At 67.4% G+C, this 21,603-nt stretch carries 19 protein-coding genes and 5 pseudogenes; 11 read left to right on the top strand and 13 right to left on the bottom strand.

Annotated features, from left to right (window positions below):
* The first annotated feature begins 213 nt into the window (after positions 1-213).
* Entirely contained in the window at positions 214-2,514 is a 2,301-nt protein-coding gene (locus TU31_RS35520; protein ID WP_042162505.1) for a LuxR C-terminal-related transcriptional regulator, read from the top strand.
* A gap of 264 nt (positions 2,515-2,778) precedes the next feature.
* Here TU31_RS35520 and TU31_RS40790 read toward each other — a convergent pair.
* Positions 2,779-3,005 (bottom strand): annotated as a pseudogene (locus TU31_RS40790) (transposase); the annotation flags it as partial.
* 187 nt (positions 3,006-3,192) lie between these two features.
* Positions 3,193-3,288: pseudogene (locus TU31_RS40120) on the bottom strand (IS5/IS1182 family transposase); the annotation flags it as partial.
* Here TU31_RS40120 and TU31_RS38355 point away from each other — a divergent pair.
* The 4 genes and pseudogenes from TU31_RS38355 to TU31_RS40110 all read left to right on the top strand — a co-directional run.
* Positions 3,288-3,416 (top strand): annotated as a pseudogene (locus TU31_RS38355) (IS110 family transposase); the annotation flags it as partial. The pseudogenes TU31_RS40120 and TU31_RS38355 sit on opposite strands and share 1 nt — an antisense overlap.
* A gap of 83 nt (positions 3,417-3,499) precedes the next feature.
* On the top strand, positions 3,500-3,649 hold the full coding sequence (locus TU31_RS39325) for a hypothetical protein (protein WP_245698999.1): 150 nt from the start codon (positions 3,500-3,502) through the stop codon (positions 3,647-3,649).
* 65 nt (positions 3,650-3,714) lie between these two features.
* Entirely contained in the window at positions 3,715-4,164 is a 450-nt protein-coding gene (locus TU31_RS40115) for a hypothetical protein (protein WP_245698997.1), read from the top strand.
* A gap of 55 nt (positions 4,165-4,219) precedes the next feature.
* Positions 4,220-4,510 carry an aspartate racemase/maleate isomerase family protein gene (locus TU31_RS40110; RefSeq protein ID WP_245698995.1) on the top strand — a complete coding sequence of 97 codons (291 nt, stop codon included), beginning with the start codon at positions 4,220-4,222 and terminating at the stop codon, positions 4,508-4,510.
* Positions 4,511-4,684: 174 nt separating this feature from the next.
* On the opposite strand, the gene TU31_RS35510 is transcribed toward TU31_RS40110, so the two are convergent.
* Complete coding sequence (locus TU31_RS35510; protein ID WP_042162503.1) at positions 4,685-5,110, bottom strand: hypothetical protein; 426 nt, start codon at positions 5,108-5,110, stop codon at positions 4,685-4,687.
* Between the two features lie 761 nt (positions 5,111-5,871).
* Positions 5,872-6,231 (bottom strand): annotated as a pseudogene (locus TU31_RS37705) (transposase); the annotation flags it as partial.
* 28 nt (positions 6,232-6,259) lie between these two features.
* Here TU31_RS37705 and TU31_RS35505 point away from each other — a divergent pair.
* Positions 6,260-6,742 (top strand): transposase, encoded by a 483-nt coding sequence (locus TU31_RS35505; RefSeq protein WP_078886139.1) that lies wholly within the window; start codon positions 6,260-6,262, stop codon positions 6,740-6,742.
* Between the two features lie 989 nt (positions 6,743-7,731).
* Here the strand turns inward: TU31_RS35505 and TU31_RS37700 are convergent.
* The gene (locus tag TU31_RS37700) at positions 7,732-8,073 is read right to left on the bottom strand and encodes a transposase (RefSeq protein WP_078886138.1); all 342 of its coding nucleotides are present in this window, start codon (positions 8,071-8,073) and stop codon (positions 7,732-7,734) included.
* A 233-nt stretch (positions 8,074-8,306) separates the two neighbouring features.
* On the opposite strand from TU31_RS37700, the gene TU31_RS35490 reads away from it, so the two are divergent.
* Positions 8,307-8,819, top strand: coding sequence for an SgcJ/EcaC family oxidoreductase (locus TU31_RS35490; RefSeq protein WP_042162501.1), 513 nt, complete (start codon positions 8,307-8,309; stop codon positions 8,817-8,819).
* On the opposite strand, the gene TU31_RS35485 is transcribed toward TU31_RS35490, so the two are convergent.
* Together TU31_RS35485 and TU31_RS35480 are read right to left on the bottom strand one after the other, a co-directional pair.
* Positions 8,782-10,173 carry a HAMP domain-containing sensor histidine kinase gene (locus tag TU31_RS35485; RefSeq protein ID WP_042162499.1) on the bottom strand — a complete coding sequence of 464 codons (1,392 nt, stop codon included), beginning with the start codon at positions 10,171-10,173 and terminating at the stop codon, positions 8,782-8,784. The two genes, TU31_RS35490 and TU31_RS35485, sit on opposite strands and share 38 nt — an antisense overlap.
* The gene (locus tag TU31_RS35480) at positions 10,170-10,874 is read right to left on the bottom strand and encodes a response regulator transcription factor (protein ID WP_107070825.1); all 705 of its coding nucleotides are present in this window, start codon (positions 10,872-10,874) and stop codon (positions 10,170-10,172) included. Before TU31_RS35480 ends, TU31_RS35485 begins: the two co-directional genes overlap by 4 nt.
* A gap of 941 nt (positions 10,875-11,815) precedes the next feature.
* Here TU31_RS35480 and TU31_RS35475 point away from each other — a divergent pair.
* Complete coding sequence (locus TU31_RS35475; protein WP_042162493.1) at positions 11,816-13,000, top strand: RICIN domain-containing protein; 1,185 nt, start codon at positions 11,816-11,818, stop codon at positions 12,998-13,000.
* 280 nt (positions 13,001-13,280) lie between these two features.
* Here the strand turns inward: TU31_RS35475 and TU31_RS39320 are convergent, their stop codons facing one another.
* From TU31_RS39320 to TU31_RS38350, 3 genes are read right to left on the bottom strand one after another with little or no spacing between them, the layout of a single operon-like run.
* Positions 13,281-13,646 (bottom strand): hypothetical protein, encoded by a 366-nt coding sequence (locus TU31_RS39320; RefSeq protein WP_181018748.1) that lies wholly within the window; start codon positions 13,644-13,646, stop codon positions 13,281-13,283.
* On the bottom strand, positions 13,553-13,822 hold the full coding sequence (locus TU31_RS40730; protein WP_107070824.1) for an IS3 family transposase: 270 nt from the start codon (positions 13,820-13,822) through the stop codon (positions 13,553-13,555). The genes TU31_RS39320 and TU31_RS40730 overlap by 94 nt, the downstream gene beginning before the upstream one ends.
* Positions 13,809-14,189, bottom strand: coding sequence for a hypothetical protein (locus TU31_RS38350; RefSeq protein ID WP_107070823.1), 381 nt, complete (start codon positions 14,187-14,189; stop codon positions 13,809-13,811). The genes TU31_RS40730 and TU31_RS38350 overlap by 14 nt, the downstream gene beginning before the upstream one ends.
* A 49-nt stretch (positions 14,190-14,238) precedes the next feature.
* Between TU31_RS38350 and TU31_RS35460 the strand changes: the two are divergent.
* A pseudogene (locus tag TU31_RS35460) lies at positions 14,239-14,692 on the top strand (transposase); the annotation flags it as partial.
* Between the two features lie 450 nt (positions 14,693-15,142).
* Complete coding sequence (locus tag TU31_RS35455; RefSeq protein ID WP_158894885.1) at positions 15,143-15,850, top strand: hypothetical protein; 708 nt, start codon at positions 15,143-15,145, stop codon at positions 15,848-15,850.
* 1,011 nt (positions 15,851-16,861) lie between these two features.
* On the opposite strand, the gene TU31_RS38940 is transcribed toward TU31_RS35455, so the two are convergent.
* Positions 16,862-17,008, bottom strand: a complete 147-nt coding sequence (locus TU31_RS38940) for a hypothetical protein (protein WP_158894882.1) — start codon at positions 17,006-17,008, stop codon at positions 16,862-16,864.
* A gap of 447 nt (positions 17,009-17,455) precedes the next feature.
* Between TU31_RS38940 and TU31_RS40400 the strand changes: the two genes are divergently transcribed.
* Positions 17,456-17,587 (top strand): hypothetical protein, encoded by a 132-nt coding sequence (locus tag TU31_RS40400; protein WP_275451884.1) that lies wholly within the window; start codon positions 17,456-17,458, stop codon positions 17,585-17,587.
* A gap of 586 nt (positions 17,588-18,173) precedes the next feature.
* Here the strand turns inward: TU31_RS40400 and TU31_RS40395 are convergent.
* Together TU31_RS40395 and TU31_RS35445 are read right to left on the bottom strand one after the other, a co-directional pair.
* Positions 18,174-20,591: a LuxR C-terminal-related transcriptional regulator gene (locus tag TU31_RS40395; RefSeq protein WP_078886136.1), complete on the bottom strand. Its 2,418-nt coding sequence runs from the start codon at positions 20,589-20,591 to the stop codon at positions 18,174-18,176.
* A 342-nt stretch (positions 20,592-20,933) separates the two neighbouring features.
* Positions 20,934-21,603 (bottom strand): ATP-binding protein (locus tag TU31_RS35445; protein ID WP_042162486.1); only part of this gene is annotated, 670 nt, incomplete at its 5' end.

Genomic DNA, 21,603 nt, shown 5'->3' with positions numbered 1-21,603 from the left:
TGGTGAAGAGATCTCCGTGCTCCACGTCGCCTGCAAGGGCACCCACGGCGCCCCACGCCTCCGGGCCGAACTGCGCGGCCTGAGCGAACCACCAGGTGATCGCCGCGATCAGGCACCCGGCTGACCCCTCCGGCTATGCTTGTAGTCGACGCCAGGGGGCTCACTCATTCCTTTCGAGCCATCCCGCCGCGTAGCAGAGGAGGGCTGGGAGCCATGCACCATTTCCCAGCTGACGTCACCAGCTTCGTCGGACGGCGGCGGCAGATTGCCGACACGAAACGGCTGTTGTCGGAAACCCGCCTCGTTACACTCACAGGCCCCGGCGGGGTCGGCAAGACCCGATTGGCCCTGCACGTGGCCGCTGCCAAGCGGCGAAGCTTCCATGACGGTGCGTACTTCATCGAACTCGCCGAGTTGCGTGACCCTGCCCTGCTGACGTACGCGGCCGCTGAGAAGCTTGGTCTACACACGTCTGCGCGCCCTGTGATCGACACGATCATCGAGCATCTCGCGTCACGCGAGGTATTGCTCGTACTCGATAACTGTGAGCACATGGTCGGCGACTGTGCGCTGTTCGTGGATGCTCTCATCCGGGGCTGCCCCAAGGTCCGGATTCTGGCGACGAGCCGCCAGTCCCTCGGCCTGAACGGCGAGACGACCTTGAGCGTCCCCCCGCTGCCGGTGCCCGAGCCCGACCGGGCTCTGTCGCCCGATGCGCTGGCGCAGTACGACTCGGTACGGCTCTTCATCGATCGCGCGAAAGCCGTCCTGCCGCAATTCGATCTGCGCAGCCAGGACAGTGCGGTACTCGCACGCCTGTGCCGCGACCTCGACGGGATTCCACTGGCGATCGAACTGGCTGCGGTGTGGTTGCGGGCACTGTCGCTGAGCCAGATCGCAGAACGCCTGTCTGAGCGCTACCGCCTGCTGGACCGGGGCTCACCGGCCGCACCCACACGGCAGCGGACGCTGCGTGCCCTGATGGACTGGAGCTACAACCTGTGCTCAGTCCCGGAGCAGCAGGTCTGGGCCCGAGCGTCCGTGTTCTCCGGTGCGTTCAATCTGGCTGCGGTCGAATACGTCGGCAGCGGTGACGGGGTAGCCACCGAGGAGGTGCCGCATGTCATCTTCTCTCTGGTCGACAAGTCCATCCTGATCAGGGAAGAGGACGCCAGCGGGGTGTACTACCGAATGCTGGAGACCGTGCGGGAATACGGTCAGGAGTGCTTGGTGGCAGCCGGTGAGTACAACGCCACGCGACGTCGCCACCGCGACTGGTACGCGGAGGTGGCCGATCGGTTCGAGGCAGAATTCATCGGACCGGACCAGGATGCCTGGATCCGCCGGCTCCATCGGGAGCACGCCAATCTGCGGGTCGCGCTCGACTTCTGTATGGGCCAGCCGGGCGAGGCTGTCATCGCCCTGCACATGGCAACCATGATCGACGAGTACTGGAGCATCCTTGGTATCAACACAGAGGCGCGCCACTGGTTCAATCTGGCCCTGGAAGCGTCACCGGAGCCCACGCGCCAACGCTCGTCGGCGCTGTGCCTGAGCGCTTGGTATGCGCTCCTGCAGGGCGATACCGACGCAGGCATGCAGCAGCTGGCCGAGGCAGCTGAACTGGCCGAGCGGCTCGGCGGTGTGGGCAGCCGTGCCTTCGTGACGCTGATACAGGGCATGATGGCTCTGTTCACCGGAGAACTGGAGAGTGCGGCATCTCTTCTCGGAGATGCCTTGTCAGGGTTTCGGGCCAAGCACCCCCGCGGTGAGCTCTTCGCGCTGTCGCAGCTCGGCCTGGCCTTGGGGTTGAAGGGTGACCGCGAGCGGGGCTTGGCATATCTCGACGAATGTATTGCCACTGCCGCGCAAGTCGGTGAGGTGTACTGGCGCGCGTGGGCACTGTGGGCCACTGCATTCGTCGAAGTCAATCATGACCTGGAACGCGCAGAGGCGGCGGGAATTGCGGCCCTGGAAGTTCACGGCCGCATGGGCGGAAGACTGGGGCTGGCCTTTTCGATCGACACACTTGCCTGGGTGCAGCAACGGCAGGGACGACACACCCAGGCCGCCACGCTTTTCGGTGCCGCAGCCGCAACATGGCGTGAGATCGGCGGATCCCCGGACTACTACCTACCCATGAGTACCGTTCACCATCGGCACGTCAGCGAGACCCGGGCAGCCCTCGGCGCCGACCGCTACGAGGCGGCATTCCGGTGCGGCTACCGGCTTTCCCAACGGGAAGCTATCGATGTCGCGCTAGGGAGCAAGGCGGCCAAGACGACGCCTCGCCCCGCCGAGGAGAAGACCCCCTTGACGCCGCGGGAATGGCAGATCGCCGAGCTCGTCACAGAGGGGCTTCCCAACAAGGACATCGCGGCACGGCTGGTCATCTCACGGCGCACTGCAGAGACCCACGTCGACAACATCCTCACCAAGCTTGAATTCACCTCCAGGACACAAGTCGCCGCCTGGTACATCGCGCAGAAGTACGACCCGCCGGTCGCCGATTGATTCCCGGTCGCCCCGCAGCGGTATCGCCCCGTGCAGAGCGTCCATGGGCACATCCACCCTCATTGTCCCCGAAGGAACTGCCGATGAAGCGGCCGCCCTGTAGCCGCGGCTGACGAGCGGTCACAACACTGCGGCAGGGTGGCAGCAGCCTGGGGGCACGCGACTGAGCTGGTTGCTGTCAGCCCTCGGGGGAGCACTCCTCATGCCCCTGCTACCGGGTCGTCATGCTCGGCGATCCAGATCCTCCCGGTGCCCGACCCCCTCGGGGCATGAGGCGGTGTCGGTGACCGCCCGAATGCCGACTGCGACCTGGCAGTTGGCTCCCCTACCCACCGCACCGCAGTACTGCCGGGCCACCCCAACCGAGGCCCCCTGCACCCCTTGGGGAATGACACGTCATCGATCACCCCTTACCTCGCGCGTGATAGCCCTCGGGCTTGACACTCCGTCAGGCGCTCGGCGTTCCGCCGCCGCACCCGCAGCGGTTCCCACGGGTAGACCGGACTGTCCGGCCGGCCAGCCTTCTGGCGAAGGGCGCCGCGCGCTGATGCGGGCGTGCTCTCCTCCTCGATGGGGGCATCAGGTGCGCGGTGGCCTCGCTCCGCCGGGCATGTCTGCGTGGAGCAGGCGATGAGAAGACGCCTGCTCTGTTCCGCGACTTCGGCAGCCAGGCGAGCGCGCCATGGGGCGCTCGATGGTCCAGCGGTGACGGCCCAGTCGTTGCGAGGTCTCGACGCCCTTTCGGGCGAGGTGATGCCGGATACCGCGCCACCGCCCTGACACCTGCGGGCAAGAGGGTTCTCGACAAGCGGTTGCCTAAGACCGAACCGAAGTTGCGCGAGGTGTTCGCCAAGCTGCGGAGCAAGCATGGAACCGTCCTGGTGGTGGTCGACCAGCCCGCCGGTCAGCGCAGACTCCTCGCTGACCGGATCGAGAAACTGTTGGGGCCCACCCTCTTCCCAGGTCTTGACCTCCACGCACCTCGATGGAGTTCCTCCGAGAGTACGGCGAATTCGACGATCTCCCGTACGAATGGCTGCTGGACCTGATGCGCTCCAAGCACCCTGGAATGTTCCAGGGCGAGGCAACCAGGGGCACCGGTTCGCTGATGGACGAGACGGCGGCCCATCGGTAAGTGCGGTAACTGCCAAGCATTTCCCAAGCCGCAACCCGAAAGTACAGACGAGAGGAAGAAGTTCCATGGTCCAGCACCGAGAGTGGCGGAACGACGGCTGGGAGCCAAAGGCACGTATCGGCTTGATTGTGCCGCACGCCGATGTCGGCCCGGAGTCCGAGGTCCGGGCGATCCTGCCGGACGACATCGGTCTGTACGGATCGCGGATGCCCTTCGCGGCGATGCGGGCCGGCGGCTTCATGGACCCGAAGATCCCGCACGGGTCGGTGAAGTCGTTCACCGACCCGCCGTTCGCCGACGACGCCGCCGAGTTGCTCGCCGCCTCTCCGCTCGACGCCATCGCCTGTGGTCTCACCAGCTCCGCGTGCAAGCTCGGGGTGTACGGCGAGCGGGAGTTCACCGAGCGGGTGCAGCGGCGCACCCGCGGCATTCCGCTGGTGTCGACCTGCGCCGCGGCCGTGGACGGGCTGCGCGGGCTGGGCGCGCAGCGCATCGCGATGGTCAACCCTCCTTAGTTCGACGACGAGTTGCACGCGCTGTGGGTGCGCTACTTCACCGACCAGGGCTTAGATGTGGTGCACCACGCGCCGTGCGAACTGCCCAGCGTGGCAACGCGAGATCACTCCCGAGAGCCTGTTCAAGTGGGTGGTCGAAGAGGCCGTTCCGGCCCGCCCCGATGCGGTCTTCATCGCGGGCAACGGGCTGCGCGCGGTCGGCGTGATCGACGCGCTTGAGCAGGAGTTCGGTCTGCCGGTGCTCACCGCGAACCAGACGCTGCTGTGGCGCACGCTGCACTGCGCTGGGGTCCTCAACCCGCAGATCACCGGCTACGGGCGGCTGTTCGGCGTGGTACCCGCCTAAGCCTGACCCGACGGCCCCTTCGTCCGCGGGCCCCGCAGGGGCCGCGGGGTGCACGGGACGAAGGGGCGCCGCCGACAAGGTCGGCGGCGCCCCTTCGTCACTCAGCACGTGTCATTCTTCGCTAATCACGTGAGCCGACCCCGGGTCAAGTCCGTGAGCGCCCACAGATCGGCATCAGGCGTGGATTCGGATGTTCAGATCCAGTTCCTCGCCCGCCGAAATGATCTTCACGGGGTAGTCACCCGCCGTCAGGCGGTCAGCAAGTCCCGCAACGGGACTGCACCCGCTTTCTTCGCCGCACTCCCAGCGCGAGTAGGACACGCGGTCCTTGAGCGCGTCCGAGACCAGCGTGGCCGGGGACCCCTCGTGAACGCCCGGGAAAGCATGCCCGAGATGCTGAAAGGCAACGTAGCAACCGCCATCCGGACCGTAGCGTACCTCTACCCGTGTATCGGGTTGGGGCTGATTGCAGTCCAGCGTGAGAGGCGTCGCGCCCTGCGGGGAGCTGGATGCCTGTGTGGCTGAGGCGACACCTGCCCCCCCGGCGATCAACACTGCCACCGCCCCGGCGACCGCTGCCGTGCGCTTGATGCGAACCATCGTGAATCCTCCTCAACTGGGGAACCCTCGGCTGGGAAACCCCAGCCGAGCGCCTGCATAGGCTGCTCGCCACGACACGTCAGTGGTCACGTGCTGCGACGATTCCTGAAATCCGTCCCGGCGAGGCGGGACGCGCGGCGGCTTGATTGACGATCCAAGCGCTACGGCCTGGCAGTCACGGTGCAACGGCGGGCCGCAGGCCGCCCGTCACAACAGACGCCACTGCTGGTCTGGCCCCTCCATTCACCTTGGGGCTGATCTGACGTTATAACCGTACGAGGGGTATGACATCGGTCAACTGACGTAAATTTCAGCGGTTTGGTGGGACTTGGTGGCGGAGTGGGGCGCGACCGTACCTGTCGGCGTGCGGCGTGTGGATGCCGTCCGCTTCGCGAAGGTGCCGGTTCTGGGCGGGTTGGCATGGCGGGGGCCCGGCGCGTGCTGGGCGGACGGGACGGTCCCGCCGCTCAGGTGGCACGCCCGCGCAATGCTGCCCGGCATGGGCCGCCGCGCAGCGGTCGCCACCACCTCAGCCGGGAACAGGTGGTGGCGTCGCAGCGGATGCGCATGCTGACCGCCACCGCCGAGGCGATAAAGGACGAGGGGTACGCGGGGGCCGCGGTCGCCGAGCCCGCGCAGATAACGCGGTGCCGCGGGAGTGCCCGCTGCGCCCGCCCCGTCACGCATCCGGTTCCGTCCTGGAAGACCGATGCACGAACCGCTCATGCACAGCATCCAGTTCACTGGCCCACACCCTGACATCAGCAAGGCGCCCACCCATGACCAGACCAGCGACAGACCTGCCCAACCGTCACGCCAAACACCGTTGCAGTCGCGGCGAGGTAGCGGTCGGGGGGTTTGTCGTAGCGAGTGGCAATCCCGCGCCATTGTTTGAGCCGGTGGAAGCAGCGTTCGACGACGTTGCGGCGCCGGTAGACCGCCTTGTCGAACCCGCAGGGACGTTCCCGGCGGCGCATTCTGCCTGCGAGCTGGTCGGTGCGTTCGGGGATCGTCGCCTTGATCCCGCGCCGGCGGAGGTAGGTGCGGAAGGTGCGGGCTGAGTAGCCCTTGTCCGCGACGACGCGTTCGGGCCGGGTCCGGGTCCGCCAGGCCGCCGGCCGGGATCGGGAACGACCGCAGGCATCATCGATGCCCAGTCGGCAAGAGGCGCCGTTTCGGTGCCGGCCGCAACCCGGGGCTTCGACGGCGGCAAGAAATCAACGGACGCAAGCGCCACCCATCGTGGTGGACACCCTCGGGCTGCTGCTGCCCGTGAGTGTCACGGCGGCATCGGTGACCGACCGGGACGCCGCACGCACGGTGCTGACCCGCCTGCACCAGCGGCACTGGCGGGTGGCCCGGGTGTGGGCAGACGGCGGCTATACCGGGCCATTCGTCGACTTCACCCGCAGCATCCTGCGGATCGAGTTGACCGTGGTCAAACGCAGTGATGACGTGTCAGGGTTCGTCGTGCTGCCCAAGAGATGGCTGGTGGAGCGCACGTTCGCGTGGCTCCTGCGCTCACGCCGGCTGGCCCGCGACGACGAGGCCCGCACCGACAGCTCGCAGGCGATGACCCTCTGGTCGATGAGTATGGTCATGAGCCGCCGCCTCGGCCGCCGACGACGCTGAACATCCCCGGGCTCTCCTCGGCCAGCCATCTCCGCGCGGCCAGCCGCTTCGCCTTCGACCGCACCCCCTCGACCTTCGCGGGAACCGGCTCCAGGCCAAGTGCCACGGCCAGCTGCCGGCAGTCCATCGCCCCCCCCGGCCCAGCCTGCCCCGCTCCTGCAGGACTTCTATGATCCGCCGGTAGTCCGGCGCCAGCGCATCAACCTCAAGCCCGTCCCGCCGCACCGGCACGACCGAACCGGGCCCGCCGCCACGACCTGCACCGGCTGCTCACCAGCCCCAGCCAGCGACGACTCCTCCGCGCTCCCACGAGGTTCCGCAAGGATCTGGCCGACCGTCTCCCGAGCGATCACGAACCGCTCCCACACGGCCTCTGCCTCACCCAACTCGACCTGCAGGACCTCCACCCGCTGCCGGGCAGCACGCTCGCGCTCTTCCAACAAACCCATCACCGACGGCATCCCGGTACCTCCACGGAACAGACGACACAACACCTCATCCCTGCCGCCGAGATGCCGACCTCATGCCTGACCAGCGGAAACACAGCAATCACTCTCGGAAAGACAACAGCTTCTGAGACAGATCGACACCCACGGCCCGACGTCATTGCCGTACTCAAGCCGCCACATGAGACAAGCTCTTACGGAGCTTTGCCACTGGTCCTCTCGTATGCCCTCTGGTCTCGCTCGCCAGCCCCGGCCCGTCTGGCAGTTCCGAACCGTCCCGGCTTTGTAGCTCTGCTTCCCGCCCTCCCCGACGTCTCCCGGGTCGGACTGCGCTCAGCTTCCGCCAGGCCGCTGCGACAGCCTGGCGAGGAGGTCTTGCACATCCTTCGATTCACCGCGCCTCACGGCGCACAGGCGCCTCGTGGCGCACAATGTCCGCTCCACCAGCCGCCTCTTCGGCAGCACTGTGAATCCTGAGGCATCGTCACGGTGCATGACCACCGTCAGCGCGATGCGCCAGACCTTCGCCGCAAGGTCGACCAGCTACCCGGTGTAGCCATCGTCGGCCCACACCAGCATCAGCCGGAAGTACCGCTTGCGCAGCCGGGCCAGCAGGGCCCCTCCGGCCTCCCGGTCGGTCACGTTCACGACAGTGACCATCACGGCCAGCAGCAGCCCGAGGCAGTCGACCACAATAAGCCGCTTGCGGCCGTTGACCTTCCTCCCGCCGTCGATGTTTCGCGATGACGCCGGAACGGATCCGGCAGCCTTGACTGACTGCGCGTCGATGATCCCCGCCGTCGGCTCCGGATGCCGACCCTCGGCCTCGTGGACCTCCTGCGCAGCCGGTGTGCAACTCCTTGACCAAGCCCCGCTTGCGAACATCGCGGTAGGACAACGGCTTCTCACGTCCGTCCCTGATCAGGGGAGCTTTGAGCGTCTCCGGGTGCGTGTTCTTGGGGCGTGACGAATGAGTTGCCCAGGGTGAATTGGGTGTGTCCTGTCCGCCGGCTGTACGTCCCTTGGATCACCGCTAACCAGCGCTCCGCGAATCTGGAGTCACTCCCGCCGCAGAGGAAGCGAACGGAGGAACCCACCCCCACCGCACTGGAGTTGCGATGACCCGTAAGACCCGCATACGCACCGCCCTCGTCACCGCCAGCGCCCTCGCCACCGCCGCCGCGGTGACCGTGGGAGTCAGCGCGGCCACCTCCGACGGGGATGCCAAGGCGTCAGCCAAGCCCGCCAAGAAGCAGATCGCCGCGCTCTTCGACGGATGGAACGAGGCCCTCCAGACCGACGACCCGGAGAAGGTTGCCGCGCGGTACGCGGAGGACGCGGTGCTCCTGCCCACCGCTTCCCCCAAGATCCGCACCGACCGTGCTGGGATCGTCGACTACTTCGAGCACTTCGTGGAGAACAAGCCGAAGGGCGAGAAGGTCCGCAGCAGCATCAACGTCCTCGATGAGAACTCGGCGATCGACGCAGGCGTCTACAAGTTCCACCTCACCGACGCGAAGACCGGTGAGCATCGGACCGTCGAGGCCCGCTACACATACGAATATGAGAAGCGGAACGGCAAGTGGCTGATCGTCAACCACCACTCCTCTGTGCTGCCGCCCGCAAACTGATCGCCACGCACAGCCCGCCCCCGGGCGGGTCCCGCAGGGTCACGGTTCCGCCGTCGTCCGTCACCAGCTGTTTGACCACGGCGAGACCGAGGCCGGAGCCGATGCGCCCGGTGAGGCCCTGGCCGCGCCAGAAGCGGTCGAAGGCGCGGGACTTCTCGGCATCAGACATGCCGGGGCCCTCGTCCAGCACCAACAGCTCCACCTCGTTGCCCCGGCGCTCCACCTGCACGGTGATCGTCCCACCGTCCGGTGAGACCTCCAGGGCGTTGGAAAGCACGTTGTCCAGGACCTGGTCCAGGTGACCGGGGCTGGCCAACACCAGCAGCCGTCCGTCGGCACCCCCCCTGAGCGCGATGGTGACTCCGCGCTCGTCGGCGGCCGGCCTCCATACCGAGAAGCGCTCCTCGATCACGTCCCGGAGCGAGAGCGGCTCCGCCGCCGTCACCTTCGCCTCCGCCCGCGCCAGTACCAGCAGGCCGTTGACCAGGCGGCTCATCCGGACCACCTCGGCCGTCGCCTGCTCCACGTCCTCCTTGACGAACTCGTCGTCCACGCCGTCCGCGATGTTGTCCAGCGACAGCCGCAGCGCTGTCAGAGGGGTCCTGAGCTGATGGGACGCGTCCGCCACGAAGATGCGCTGCGCGCCAATCAGAGTGTCGAGACGTTCCGCGCCCTGGTTGAGAGTGCGCGCCAGGGTTTGTGTCTCCTGGGGGCCCGTCACAGGGGAACGGGCCGTCAGGTCGCCGTCGCTGAACTTGCTGGCCATGTCGTTGAGCTGGCGCAAGGGACGGGTCAGCCGCCGGGCGGCGATCACGCCGATACCGGCCGCCGCCGCCAGAACGATGGCGGCCAGCGCCGCCCGGAAGCCCCAGATGGTCCACAGCCGGTGGGTGAGATTGCTGGTCGAGTACACGATCCGTACGGCGCCCACGACCGCACCCTTGTCGTTGTCGCCGTTCGCCGCGCGCTCGTGTGCGGGGACAGTGATCACCAACTGCGGCCCCCAGATGAAGGAGGAGCCCCAGTCGGTCGTGGAAGCGCCGTCCTCCAGGGCCTTGGTCAGGGCCGCGTCCCGCTCCGGCCGGGGCAGATCCGCCGCGCACTCCCTGGGGGCGGCCACCTGGACCTCGCCGGGCGTCTCGTCACCGTACGCCTTGGCCATCTCCTCCAGCGCCTGGCACGAGGCGTCGTTGCCGTTGCCCAGCAGCAGCGCCATGGTGGTGGCCTCGCGGTTGACGGACAGCTGGGTATCGTCCCGCAGCTGGGCGGTGAGCGTGAAGGCCACCGGGACGGTGAACAGGCCGATGGCGACCGCTACGAGCAGCACGTAGCTGCGGATGAGCTGGCGGATCATGAGTCGCTGCCGTCGCCCTTGCCGTCGTCCTCGTTGACGATGAGCCGGAAGCCGACCCCCCGTACCGCCTCGATCGTGATCGCGCCCGCCAACTTCCGCCGTAGCGCGGCCACATGAACGTCGAGCGTCTTCGTCGGCCCGAACCAGTTGGCGTCCCAGACCGCCTCCATGATCTGCTCGCGCGACATCAGCGCGCCAGGCTCCTCGGTGAGGAAGGCGAGCAGGTCGTACTCCTTGGGCGCGAGCGAGACCTCCGCGCCGTCCAGTTGTACGCGTGCGGCCTTGCGGTCGATGGTCAGGCGCGGCCCGTAGCGGTCGGGACCTGCCACCAGGGCGTCGGGGGTGCGCGGCTGCATCCGCCGCATCACAGCCCTTATGCGCGCGATGACCTCCCGTACGCCGAAGGGCTTGGAGACGTAGTCGTCGGCACCCAGCTCCAGGCCAACCACCCGGTCCGTCTCGTCGCTCCGCGCACTGATCACGATGATCGGTACGTCACCGCGGTCGCGGAGGGCTTTGCAGACGTCGAGACCGTCGGTGTCGGGCAGGCCGAGGTCGAGGAGTACGACGTCATACGGTCCCTCGTAGGCCAGTGCCGCCCCGCCCGTGCTGACCCACTCCACCTCGAAGCCGTACCGCAGCAGGCCGCGTCGGAGCGACTGGGCGACCGGCTCGTCGTCTTCCACCAGAAGTACGTGCACGAAGCGAACCCTAACCTCCGCGTTCCGGTTGGGTCGGCTGAGCCGGGGTGATCGCATTGGCTTGTGATGGTCGGCTGTTCTCCGTGTGTACTGCCCTGCAAGTCACCCAGGTGTGGATCAGCAGCAGGGGTAGGTCGGGTACCAGCAGCCTGGCGTTCTACAACCGCGGATCGGTGCCAGGACCCCAGCCGCACCATCAACTTCGACTGTGACGTCACCGATTTCGCCAAGGTCGCACCCCGCCGGCCAGCGGGTTGGTGTACACGGTCAAGTCTGACCCTGCCGAAAACCACGCCAAGGCGGGCATCGTCTTGGCTCGCAAGGTCCACCCAGCACACGCTGCGCGGGTCTGGCTCGCACTCGGGCACTGCACCTGGGAGGCTACGCGCGAGCCGAGTTCCGGGTGTCCCGGGCGTCGGCCTACCGCCTGTTCGACATGTCGGTCGTCCTTGACCAGCTCGACCAGGCCGTCGCCGACCTCGGGATCTCTCCGGTGGGAGACATCCTGGAGGTCACCCGCCAACCTGCCCGAGAGATCAAGGGCCGCGTGCCGGAGGTCGCGGTCGTCCTCGCGGACCTACTCGCCAAGCATGGCTCGGTCTGGAGCCGCCCGCCGTGGCCGAGCTGCTGTCCGCTGCCTGGACAGGGTCCGCAAGACCCTGCCGTCCCGCCAGATCACCGTCGGCGACAAATCGGCCGAGCAGCGCAAGAAGCAGTTCGAGTACTGGTTCGGCACGGTGGTAGCGCCGGGTTCTTTCCGCAGGCGGCGCACTCAGTGGTCCCCTGGTTGCAGACCGAGCAGTATCAGTCAGACGGAACAGGCCGGACGGGTGAGCTGCTGCTCGGCCAAGGCGTCGGTCTGCAGACCGTGCCACGAGTGACTGCTCGGGGTCAGCTGACGAGACCCCGCTGGCACGACTTACCGAAGGGGAACGGCAACCATGACCGTTGAGATGATCCACCGGAGGCTGGCATCGCGAAGGACCGCCGCGATGCTAACCGCCGTCCTCGTTGCGGCGCCGGCAATCGTGTTGTCGCCGCACAACGTGCTGGCTGCGCACGCGGACACCGGCGGCACCAGCAGTGAGATCGCTGTCCACGTAGAAAACGACCTTGGCCTCTTGCTCCGCCGTGCCGAGGAGTACGCCGACGGGACGGATACGTCCGTGGTCTATGATCTCCAGCCCTATCGCAGCCAGACAGGACAGGATTTGACGAATCAGGAATTCGCGATCGCTCCCAATACCGACGGAACCTTCCGCCTGATCAACCGCACGTCCCGCAAGTGCGTTGTTGTGTCCACCGGTGTCCACGCCGGTGACCTCAGCGATTCGGACTGCAGCGATGCCGACGCGCAGAAGTGGTATCTCCAGCCGGTGCGCGACACGGTGTATGAGGGGCATGCGTATCTGATCCGCCACGTCGGCGACGACAAGTGCATGGAACCTATGGACGTAGCCGAGTCGGCCACGGTTAGAGTCCGCGACTGCACGACCAACAACGTAGCGCAGTCGTGGAGCCTCGGCACAGAAAACGACGCTCAGCTGCGCTCGATGGCCATCAAGTACGCCCTGAAGCAGTTCGACGCAAAGTCCAGCGTCATCCCGAGGGCTGACTACAAGGCGGAGGGCGGCGAGACAGCGACCCTGGGCGACTTCCAGAACGTGACAGCCGACGGCGGGCGGATAGTGAACGGAACCAGCGAACTTATGGACAAGCAAATGAATTGGAGTCAGACCACTAGCTACACCTATACCGCGGGCGGATCCGTCACCACCACAGTAGGCCTAACTGTCGGTCCGAAGGACGGGCCCGTGCAGGGGAGGCTCGACATCGCGATCCAGGGGAACTGGTCGAACAGCTGGCGGACGGACAATACGCAGGGCGGATCCTCCACCATACGCATCAAGCCCAATCAGTACGGCTGGTTCCTGCGAGCCCAACTAACGAAGAAGGTGACTGGCACTTGGACGTTCACCAGCGACGTGGGGTATTCGTGGACCGGCTTCGGTACCGCCACGGTCCCGGCCAAAGATGGGACCGACTCCAAGAACAGCGTCCTGATCGGTTGCAGCTCTGACAGCGCGCTTCAGGTCTGCAAGGACCACGATCCCGGACGCGCGTAGCACCGCCAGCGCCCTGAGCTTCCCCCGGTGCGCGGGAGGTGCTGATCAGTGGTCATAAGGGGTTGACGGGGGTTTCAGGTTCGTTCGTTCGGTTCGTTGCCTGGTCGGCCTAGTGCTTCTCCTCGGACTCGACGGGGCTGAGGTAGCCGAGGTGCAATACATCCGCACCGCATGCTCACGCAACTCCAGCGAGTACTTTCTGGGGGGCAGCCATGGTCAAAGGCCCTCTCAGAGTCGCATCTGACCCCCTGTCAACCAGCCTCCGCATCTCGGGGGAACCTCAGTACCAGTCCTGGCCCCGTCGTTGGAGCGTCCGTAGATGCTTGCCGCACTCGGCGCAGGCCGGCGGCGAGAGCGTCAAGGCGCCGGCCTTGCGGAGTTCGATAGCCAGGTCACCGATGACTCGGGGTGCCTGGGGCCGGCCGTCAGTCAGGACGGCGAGCTGCATTGCTGGAGCCGCCGCGATCTGGCGCGACTTCGCGCGGCCGCCTGCGACGGCGACGACTACGGCCTGGATACCATCGGAGTCGGGTTCCTTCTCGGCATCGGCGATCAGGTCAGTGACCAGGCTGATCGGGTCCGTGACAGCGCGGTCGGGTCCGGGGCCGGCCGCATCTGCTTGTCGGACCGGGTTAGCGAGCGGCATCTTCGGCGCGTGACGCCCGCGATCCCGTGGTGGCGCATCACCAGCGCCACCCGCTTGCGGTTGACTCTCCCTCCCATGCGTCGCAGCTCGGCATGCATCTGCGGAACACGGTAGGCCCCTTTCGAGGCCAGGTGGATCACGGTGATCTCGTGGGCGAGCGCATCATCGGCACGCATCCGGGCCTGCCGAGCCTCCTCCGCGTCCAGCCAGGCGTAGAACGAGGAACGGACCACACCCAGCGCGGCACAGCAGGGCAACCAGGTACACGGCCTTCTCCGCAGCGATGAACCGGCAGACCTCGCTCACCGGTCGCTGTCCTTCGCGAAGAGGGCCGCGCCTTTTCAGGATCTCGATCGTCGTCTGCTGCTCGATGTTCTGCCTACGCAGCCGCTCGAGCTCCTCGCGCTCCCCGCTGGTCAGCTTGCCCGACCTGCCTTCACCGCGGTCGATCCGGTCACGCTTGACCCAGCCATGCTGGCTCTCCGGACTCACGCCCAGATCCCGCGCAACCGCCGTGATCGTCTTGCTGGAGAAGCGGGTCAACGCGAATCCAGTCCCGCTTGAACTCCTTCGATCGCTTGGAGAACCGACGCGGGTCTGGGAGCTGGCCGGGCCGGACGGTCCGGCCGCCGACGTCACGTGATCGTGGACATCGACGGCGTGCTGGCCCTTGCGCACTCCGAGAAGCAGGACGCCACCGCGACCTGGAAGAAGACCTTCGGCCATCATCCGCTCGTCGCGTTCGTCGACCACGGCCAGGCCGGTTCCGGAGAGCCGGTGGCCGCCCTGCTGCGACCCGGCAACGCAGGCTCCAACACCGCGAGCGATCACATCACCACCACCCAACTCGCCATGGCCCAACTCCCCAAACACCTGCGGCGGGGCCTGTAGACACTGTCCGCACCGACTCCGCCGGCGGCACCCACGCCTTCCTCGACTGGCTCTCCAAGCCGGGCCGGTGGCTGTCGTATTCCGTCGGAATGACCATCACCGACGCCATCCACCAGGCCGTGCTGAAGATCCCGAAGAAGGCGTGGACACCAGCCTGTGCGGGCGGCACCTGGGGCGACGAGCAGGTCAAGATCTGCACCGATTGGACCGAACACCCTGATCGCCAGCCGGAAGCCGGCCGATCTGTCGGCCTTCTGGGCGGCGTTCGTCTCGGAGTTCTCGCACTGAGCCTGCCGTCCGGGAAACGGGCCGACAGGAAACCGCGGTCACTGCCCGGCCACGCCGAGGAGGGGCCGCGCCACCAGAACTGGCGCGAATCCCTTTCGCGACCTCAGTGTCTATATACGTCACTTGACGGATGTTTCGCTGCTCCGCCTTTGAAACTCTGGGCAGGTCAAGGCGAACCGAATGGGTGTGGCGGTCAACGAGCGAGGAATGTACCGGAGTTGCGTGGGAATCGCTGACGGGACCCCTTGCTTCAAGGCTCCCCACCTTAAGGCTCCAGAGCCGAAGTGGATGCTAGGTGAACGGGAAGGGACGCTAACATGCGCATTGTTCTTCTGTCGGGAAGGGGTCGGCGGATGAAGGCCGCCGCGGTAGGCGCGTTGGCCCTCCCGGCGACGCTGCTCCTGGGCATCACCCCCGCGCAGGCAGCAGTGGGCTGCATCGTCTGTAACGACGGGGATCACCCCCAAGGGGGGGGCGGCGCCCCCGACCCGCTGCTGGATCCTGGGTACCTCTACGATTTCCTCTCGCGTTGCGGTGAATATTGCACCATCGTGAGTGGCGAGTACACCGGGGACCCCCATGAGGGTAATCCGGAGAGGGTGTCGGAGATTCACGACAACTGCACCCCGCGCGACGGTAGCTTCACTTACAAGATGGAAGAGACCAAGGGCAACGGCACTATCATCGATCTGTCGCTGAACGGCATACCGGCCCCCGTGCTGCCGAAGATCCAGTACAGCTCGTTGAACACGAAGACGGAGGGTGTGACCGACACCGTCACTCAGTCGCCCTACACACGTTCCTGGCTCGACAGGGTTCCCGTTACCCAGAAGCTGCGGGGAACGTGGCACCTCACGGGCCCCGCCAATGGGCTCTTCCCCCAGATGAACGAGTTCAACACAAAGGGGCCGCGCGACTTCACTGATGTTGAGGCCGATGCGACCTACACCGTCCTCAGGAAGCAGTCCCGCGCCATGACCGAAGAGGAGAAGGCCACCCTCTGCAATAACAAGAGCGCCAGCTAGGGTCGTTGCCCGCGAGGGGGTCACGACCCGCATCCCGCCGAGCGGTCCGCCCCCCGGGCGTTCCGAAAGCACCAGGCCTTCCGTCCAGTGAGGATCGGCAGATCCACATTCGCCGGCCGGGAGGCCCTGGCGTGCCTTGGACCAGAGGGCATGCCGGATGCGTGGCGGGGCGGGCGCAGCGGGCACTCCCGCGGCACCGCGTTATCTGCGCGGGCTCGGCGACTGCGCACACGCCCCGCACCCTCCCGTGCGTCCTCGGGCCGAGCGGGGTCGAGGCGGTCCTCGGCGCGCTGGACACCGCACGGGACAGGAGATGCTGCTGGGCGGACTGCGCCGCTGCGAGGTCCTCGGCCTGCGGCTGAGTGACCCCTCACCGGGCGAGCGTCGGTCTTCATCAGCGAGGGCAAAGGCGGGCACCAGCGTCTGAACCCGTCTCCGCGCAGTTCTTCAGCGCGGTCGGCGACTACCTGGACCCGCCGGTCGAGCACGACCAACTGTTCGTGGTGTTGCGCGGGCCGACCCGGGGTCGGCCACTCTCTACCGACGGCCTCGATGAGATCCTCGACGGAGCTATCCGGAAACGAACCGGACTTGCGAAGTTGACATGCCATCAGCTTTGGCACACCTGCCTGACCCGGCCGCGGTAGGCGGGCATGGCCGCTGGAAGCGGTACAGGCCCAGGCCGGACACCGCTCCATCGAGTCGACCCGCATGTACATCCACCTCGCGAACAGCTGGCTCGTCGAGCAGTACCCGGAAGCCAGTGCCGCGATCGACGCCGCAGCTTCTGCTGGGCCTTCTGCAGGCCGAGCTCGCCGACCGCGACGTCCATCGCCAGCAGCGGCTGGTCCGTATGGCCCGCACGACGACGCCAGGGCTCGTCTGACCACGATGCCACCCGGATCGCACGGCGCGCCCTGACAAGACAGCCTCTACGCAAGCCTGATCGGCTTCAGCTCGTCGAAGCGGTCGCCCGGACCCGGGTTGGCCGCGCTGCAGGGCCTCGGACCCCTATCTGCTGGCCATCACCGCCGCGGTGACCGGCACACTCACCTGGGCCCCGAGCCGCGGCCGGCCAGTCCGCCGTGCCGACAACACCGCGACATCCGCGACTGCCGGGAACAGCAGCTCCTCCAGCCGGAGCACCACTTCTTCCACGGACCCGAACTGTCAGACACAGCAAACCAGCCACTGATCAATTTTGGGCAATGTCCCGGAGGCCGTCACGACCGTCAACCGTCACTCACCGTGCGGGGCCACAGTTGTTGAGCCAGAACCATTTCTCGTGAACACCGCCGCCGCTTCCGACTGGCAACTGCTGTTCAAGCCGGCGGCCGGCGTCGAGAGAGCCCTCCCAGTGACCTGCCCCACCAATTGCCTGCAGGAAGAGTCGTCCAGCCTGCGACGTCAGGGCTGGACAACCAACAAGGCAACGCGATACGAGCCGGCACCTTCACCCAGGTGCCAGCTCGCGTCGCGTATGCCAGAGGATCGGAATGCTCGTCCCGACCAGGAGGGCTGCCCCACCGCCCACTCCATGACGGCAAAGCTGAAATGCCCTGGGGGCCGGAAAGGCACCGAAGCGCCCGAGCAGCCTCTAGGCCAATGATCGCCGCCTGCTTCGTTGTGACGGGCTTCCGGCCGGCGAACGACGTGATGATCTTCGTGAAGACGCTCCAGGCGGTCTGCACGCCTGTTGCGAAAAGGCCGGCCGAGCTGCTTTCGCGCGCCTCCTGACCGCTCGACTCCTTGACGAACAGCTGGCTGTCAGGATTTTGCTTGAATTGCGAGTACTCGCGTGGGAATCGGGCGGGCACGACTGGGGGAGAGGCGTCTCGCCCGGTGCTGCCGCGCCGGCGCCGCCACTGCAGTTCGTGGCGACGTCCCGGGAGAGGTGCAAGTGGCCGTTGCTCTGGTCCCTCGCGCCGATCACGACGGAGATGTTGCCGCCGCTTGCGGCGTCCGCGTGCGCCGGGTTCGTGCCGAGCGGGGACATCACGGTTCCCAGCACGGCGACAGGAACCGTCAGGGCTGTGGCAATCACACGTGGTCGCGGACTACGTACTGTGGTCGTGGTTGTGCCTTCGTTCTGTGGGTCGGGCGGTCCGGACGTGCCAGCTGAGTGGGTTCAACGCGAGTGCCTCTGCGCACAGGTCCTTCAGGCCGGTGCGGTGGGCACCATGGCTTGTGGGCGTGGGGGCACCCCATTCTGCGGGGTCCGGAACGCGGTGGTTCGCCCAATAGGGCGTGGCAAGGCTCACCCCAGTCCCGGCAGTGTACCTCCGTCAAATCACCTAGATGTCTACCGATTTCCGGCAGCGGGTCAAGGGCGCGAGTCGGGGCCTTGGCGTCTTGGCGTGCGTTGTTCGACGGCCCAGGTCGCGATCTGGGTGCGGGAGGTGAAGCCGAGCTTGCCCAGGATGTTGGCGACGTGGGTTCCTGCGGTGCGCGGGGAGATCACGAGCTTGGCGGCGATCTCCTTGTTCGTCAGCCCTTGGGCGAGCAGGTCGACGACATCCTTCTCCCGTCGCGTCAGCGGCGTCGGCGCGTTCTCCTCGGTCGACGCGGGCGTGGGTGAGTGTGGCCGGCCGACTGCGCAGTCGACCGCTTCGTCAAGGGTGAGTTCGGCACCTGTCTGCACGGCGGTGGCGAACGGCGCCTCGCCGAGTGCTCTCTGCAGGTGTGAGTGGCATTCGTTGTGGTGGTGCAGCAGGTGGTCGGCACCGGGCAGGGCGCATCCGACCGACTGCCAGAGGGTCTGTGCCGCGCCGAGCAGCTTGGCTGCCTGGTGGGAGCGTCCGGTGTGAGCTGTGGCCCAGGCGAGGACTTCGAGGCACAGGGCGGTGCCGAGCAGGTCGTGGGCGGGCCGTTCGACGCGCAGTGCGTCCTGGAGCAGGGTGACCGCGCGCTGGATGTCCCCGCAGAGCCACTGCTGGAGACCGAGCACCCACAGCGCGTAGGAGCGGGACCATTGCGCCTCGTGGGCGGTGCTCAGGGCCAGGCACTCCTCACCCAGCTTCGTGGCCCGGCGGTCGTCGGACAGGCAACAGGCCAGGCTGAGCAGGAACAGCGTCTGCCACTGAGCTGCCAGGTCCTGCTGTGCCCGATGGCGCTCAAGGGCGTCCTCCAGAAGGGGGATGGCCCGGCGGTAGTCGTTGTGGAAGAGCGCTGCCAGGCCGGCGAACCGCACCGCGTGGGCGAGTGACTCCGCGTCGCCCAGTGTCTCGGCGACGCCCTGGCACTCGGCCAGCCGGGCCTTCCCAGCGGCGGTGTCCCCGCGCATGTAGGCCAGCCATCCGTCAATCCCCAGCACCTTGGCCCGAAGGAGGCTGGGCTCCGGGCTTTGTGCCAGGGCCCGGCCCAGCCAGTGGCGCACCTCCTCCACCCCGCCCGCGCCGATCCGGTGGCTCCACAACGAGGTGACCATACGGAGCCCGCTGCCGGCCTCCCCTGGTGTGCTCAGGCAGAACTCCAGGGCGGCGCGGATGTTGGCATGCTCCAGGCCCAGACGGGCGAACCAGGCCATCTGGCGGGGGCTGAGCGATTCGGATTCCGCGCGGGCGGCCAGGCGCTGGTAGTGGTCACGGTGGCGGCGCTGCACGGACTCGGGTTCCCCGCTCCCCGCGTCCTCGTCGAGCAGGTCGCGGCCGTACTGCCGGATCGTCTCCAACATGCGAAAGCGCACCTGGTCGCGGTGGTCCTCACGGATCAGGATCGACTTGTCCATCAGCCCGGTCACCACGTCGAGCATCTCCCCCCGGGAGAGGCCGTCTCCGGTGCAGACCTCTTCTGCTGCCTCCAGATCGAAACCCCCGCAAAAGACGGACAGGCGTGCCCACAACCGTCTCTCGGGTGGTGTGCACAGCTCGAAACTCCAGTCGATGGTCGCGCGCAGCGTTTGCTGACGGGGTGCCGTGGCGCGGCAGCCTCGTGCGAGCACGGTGAAACAGCCATCGAGGCGTTCGAGGATCTGGCGCGGGGAGAGGACCCGCAACCGGGCCGCTGCCAACTCGATGGCCAGCGGAATACCGTCGAGCCGGTGGCAGATCCCCGCGACGGCCACCCGTTGGTCATCGCAGAGGGTGAAGCCGGGAACAACCGCCGAGGCCCGGTCCGTAAACAGCCGCACCGCCTCGTACTGCGGCATGACCGCCAACGGCGGCGGGCGGTCCGGTGCCGGTATCGAGAGCGGCGGCACGGGCAGCAGGTGCTCACCGTCGACCCCCAACGCCTGCCGACTGCTGGCCAGGACGTGGAGCCCGGGCGCCGATGCGAGCAGGGAGCGCGTCAGCTCCGCACAGGAGGACAGCAGATGTTCGCAGTTGTCCAACACCAGCAGCAGCCGCTTGCTCGCGAGATGGCCCGACAGTACCGGCAGCGCTGGTCGGGCCGAGTCGTGATCGAGCCCCAGTGCGGCCAGAACCGTCTGTGCGAGGAGCGCGCCGTCATTCAGCGGGGCCAGGTCCACCACCCATACCCCCTTGGGGAACGAGCGCCGCACCTCGGCCGCGACCCGCAGCGCCAGCCGGGTCTTGCCCACACCGCCCGCCCCGGTCAGCGTGAGCAGCCTGGTGTGGGCGAGCAACCGCCGTGCCTCGTACACCTCTCGCCGGCGTCCGACGAAACTCGTTACCTCTGTCGGCAGATTGCCCGCCTCCCGGTCCGAACCCGCCCCGGAGGTGACACCACCCGCCCGGTCTGCGTGGGAGAGACGATCTCTGCCCTGATGGTTCTCGCTCATAGCTGCGGTCTCGCCTTCCAGCTCGCCTGCCAGGCTCCCGACCGCCGAGGCATCGAAGCGCCTCCATGCTGTCGGGAAATCGCCTGACCCGCTCGCGGGCGGCGGTGAACGCGTTGTGGCCGACGGCCTGCCGGCGCCATAACGCGCCGGGCATCGAGCAGAGTTGCCCCAAGCACGCTCTTCCGGGGCGCTGGTCGGTACGTCAGAGCCGGCGGGCTCTCCCTGTGCAGTGGTTTGGCGGTGGACCGGGGCACGGCATCGCCCTCCGTGGCTACTGGCTCGTCGTCGGCGAGCAGCACCCGGATCGCGAAACCCGGCCCGGAGACCGCGGAGTTGGCCTGGTCAGTCATGTGTCCTGTTCCCACCGGGCGGTTCGGTCACCATCGGAACGGTAAAGCGATCGGTCGCGATCAAGGTGTCGGACCGGAAGCAGTAGCGGACGATCTCCAGCCGCCCACTCTTGAGCTTCTCGCCCGTGTACGGATACATGCAGTCCGTGGCGGAACCCGGCCGCGGCGGCTCGCGCCCGGCGGCGGCCGCACGCGACGCGTTGTTGTCCCATCCCATGGCGCTCTCCACCTGCTTCCTGCTCATCCCCAACCGGGGCTCCTCACCGCTCGGGGGTTCGGGAGCGTGCTGCGCCTGGTCCACCAGCACAAGCCCGAACATCATCAACACGCCCACACCCACCAGGCCGAGCAGCCCGGTGACGGCGCCACCGAGGCGCCGCTGGAGGGCGGAGAGCCCGCTGCCGGGCTCGTCGACGGCCACCGGCCCGTTGTCGTCCGGTGCCGCGTCCGCCGTCTCCGCACCGGGGCCGGGGTCGGCGGGGATGTCGGCAGCCACGGCGAAGCCGCCACCAGGCGTCCGGTGCGCTTCCAGGGCGCCGCCGAGCAGCGCCACCCGCTCCCGCAGCCCGGTCAGCCCCTGCCCGGAGCCGAGCCCGGTCGCGGCGGCAGGCGGGGAGGGCGGAACGCCGTTGCGCACCTTGACTGCCACCCGCTCGTCGGTA

Source organism: Streptomyces lydicamycinicus (assembly GCF_000829715.2).
Lineage (GTDB): Bacteria > Actinomycetota > Actinomycetes > Streptomycetales > Streptomycetaceae > Streptomyces > Streptomyces lydicamycinicus.
The sequence above is the reverse complement of the archived record's forward strand: the minus strand, read 5'-3'. Positions and strand labels throughout refer to the sequence as shown.

Coding starts and splice junctions, on each gene's coding strand:
- TU31_RS40115 (WP_245698997.1), top strand. CDS start 3,715: ATGGTCCAGCACCGAGAGTGGCGGAACGACGGCTGGGAGCCAAAGGCA.
- TU31_RS35455 (WP_158894885.1), top strand. CDS start 15,143: ATGCGCATTGTTCTTCTGTCGGGAAGGGGTCGGCGGATGAAGGCCGCC.
- TU31_RS35475 (WP_042162493.1), top strand. CDS start 11,816: ATGACCGTTGAGATGATCCACCGGAGGCTGGCATCGCGAAGGACCGCC.
- TU31_RS35520 (WP_042162505.1), top strand. CDS start 214: ATGCACCATTTCCCAGCTGACGTCACCAGCTTCGTCGGACGGCGGCGG.
- TU31_RS39320 (WP_181018748.1), bottom strand. CDS start 13,646: ATGCCGCTCGCTAACCCGGTCCGACAAGCAGATGCGGCCGGCCCCGGA.
- TU31_RS40730 (WP_107070824.1), bottom strand. CDS start 13,822: ATGCGTGCCGATGATGCGCTCGCCCACGAGATCACCGTGATCCACCTG.
- TU31_RS37700 (WP_078886138.1), bottom strand. CDS start 8,073: ATGTTCGCAAGCGGGGCTTGGTCAAGGAGTTGCACACCGGCTGCGCAG.
- TU31_RS40395 (WP_078886136.1), bottom strand. CDS start 20,591: ATGAGCGAGAACCATCAGGGCAGAGATCGTCTCTCCCACGCAGACCGG.
- TU31_RS35510 (WP_042162503.1), bottom strand. CDS start 5,110: ATGGTTCGCATCAAGCGCACGGCAGCGGTCGCCGGGGCGGTGGCAGTG.
- TU31_RS39325 (WP_245698999.1), top strand. CDS start 3,500: ATGGAGTTCCTCCGAGAGTACGGCGAATTCGACGATCTCCCGTACGAA.
- TU31_RS40110 (WP_245698995.1), top strand. CDS start 4,220: ATGTGGTGCACCACGCGCCGTGCGAACTGCCCAGCGTGGCAACGCGAG.
- TU31_RS35485 (WP_042162499.1), bottom strand. CDS start 10,173: ATGATCCGCCAGCTCATCCGCAGCTACGTGCTGCTCGTAGCGGTCGCC.
- TU31_RS40400 (WP_275451884.1), top strand. CDS start 17,456: ATGATCGCCGCCTGCTTCGTTGTGACGGGCTTCCGGCCGGCGAACGAC.
- TU31_RS35505 (WP_078886139.1), top strand. CDS start 6,260: ATGCCCAGTCGGCAAGAGGCGCCGTTTCGGTGCCGGCCGCAACCCGGG.
- TU31_RS35490 (WP_042162501.1), top strand. CDS start 8,307: ATGACCCGTAAGACCCGCATACGCACCGCCCTCGTCACCGCCAGCGCC.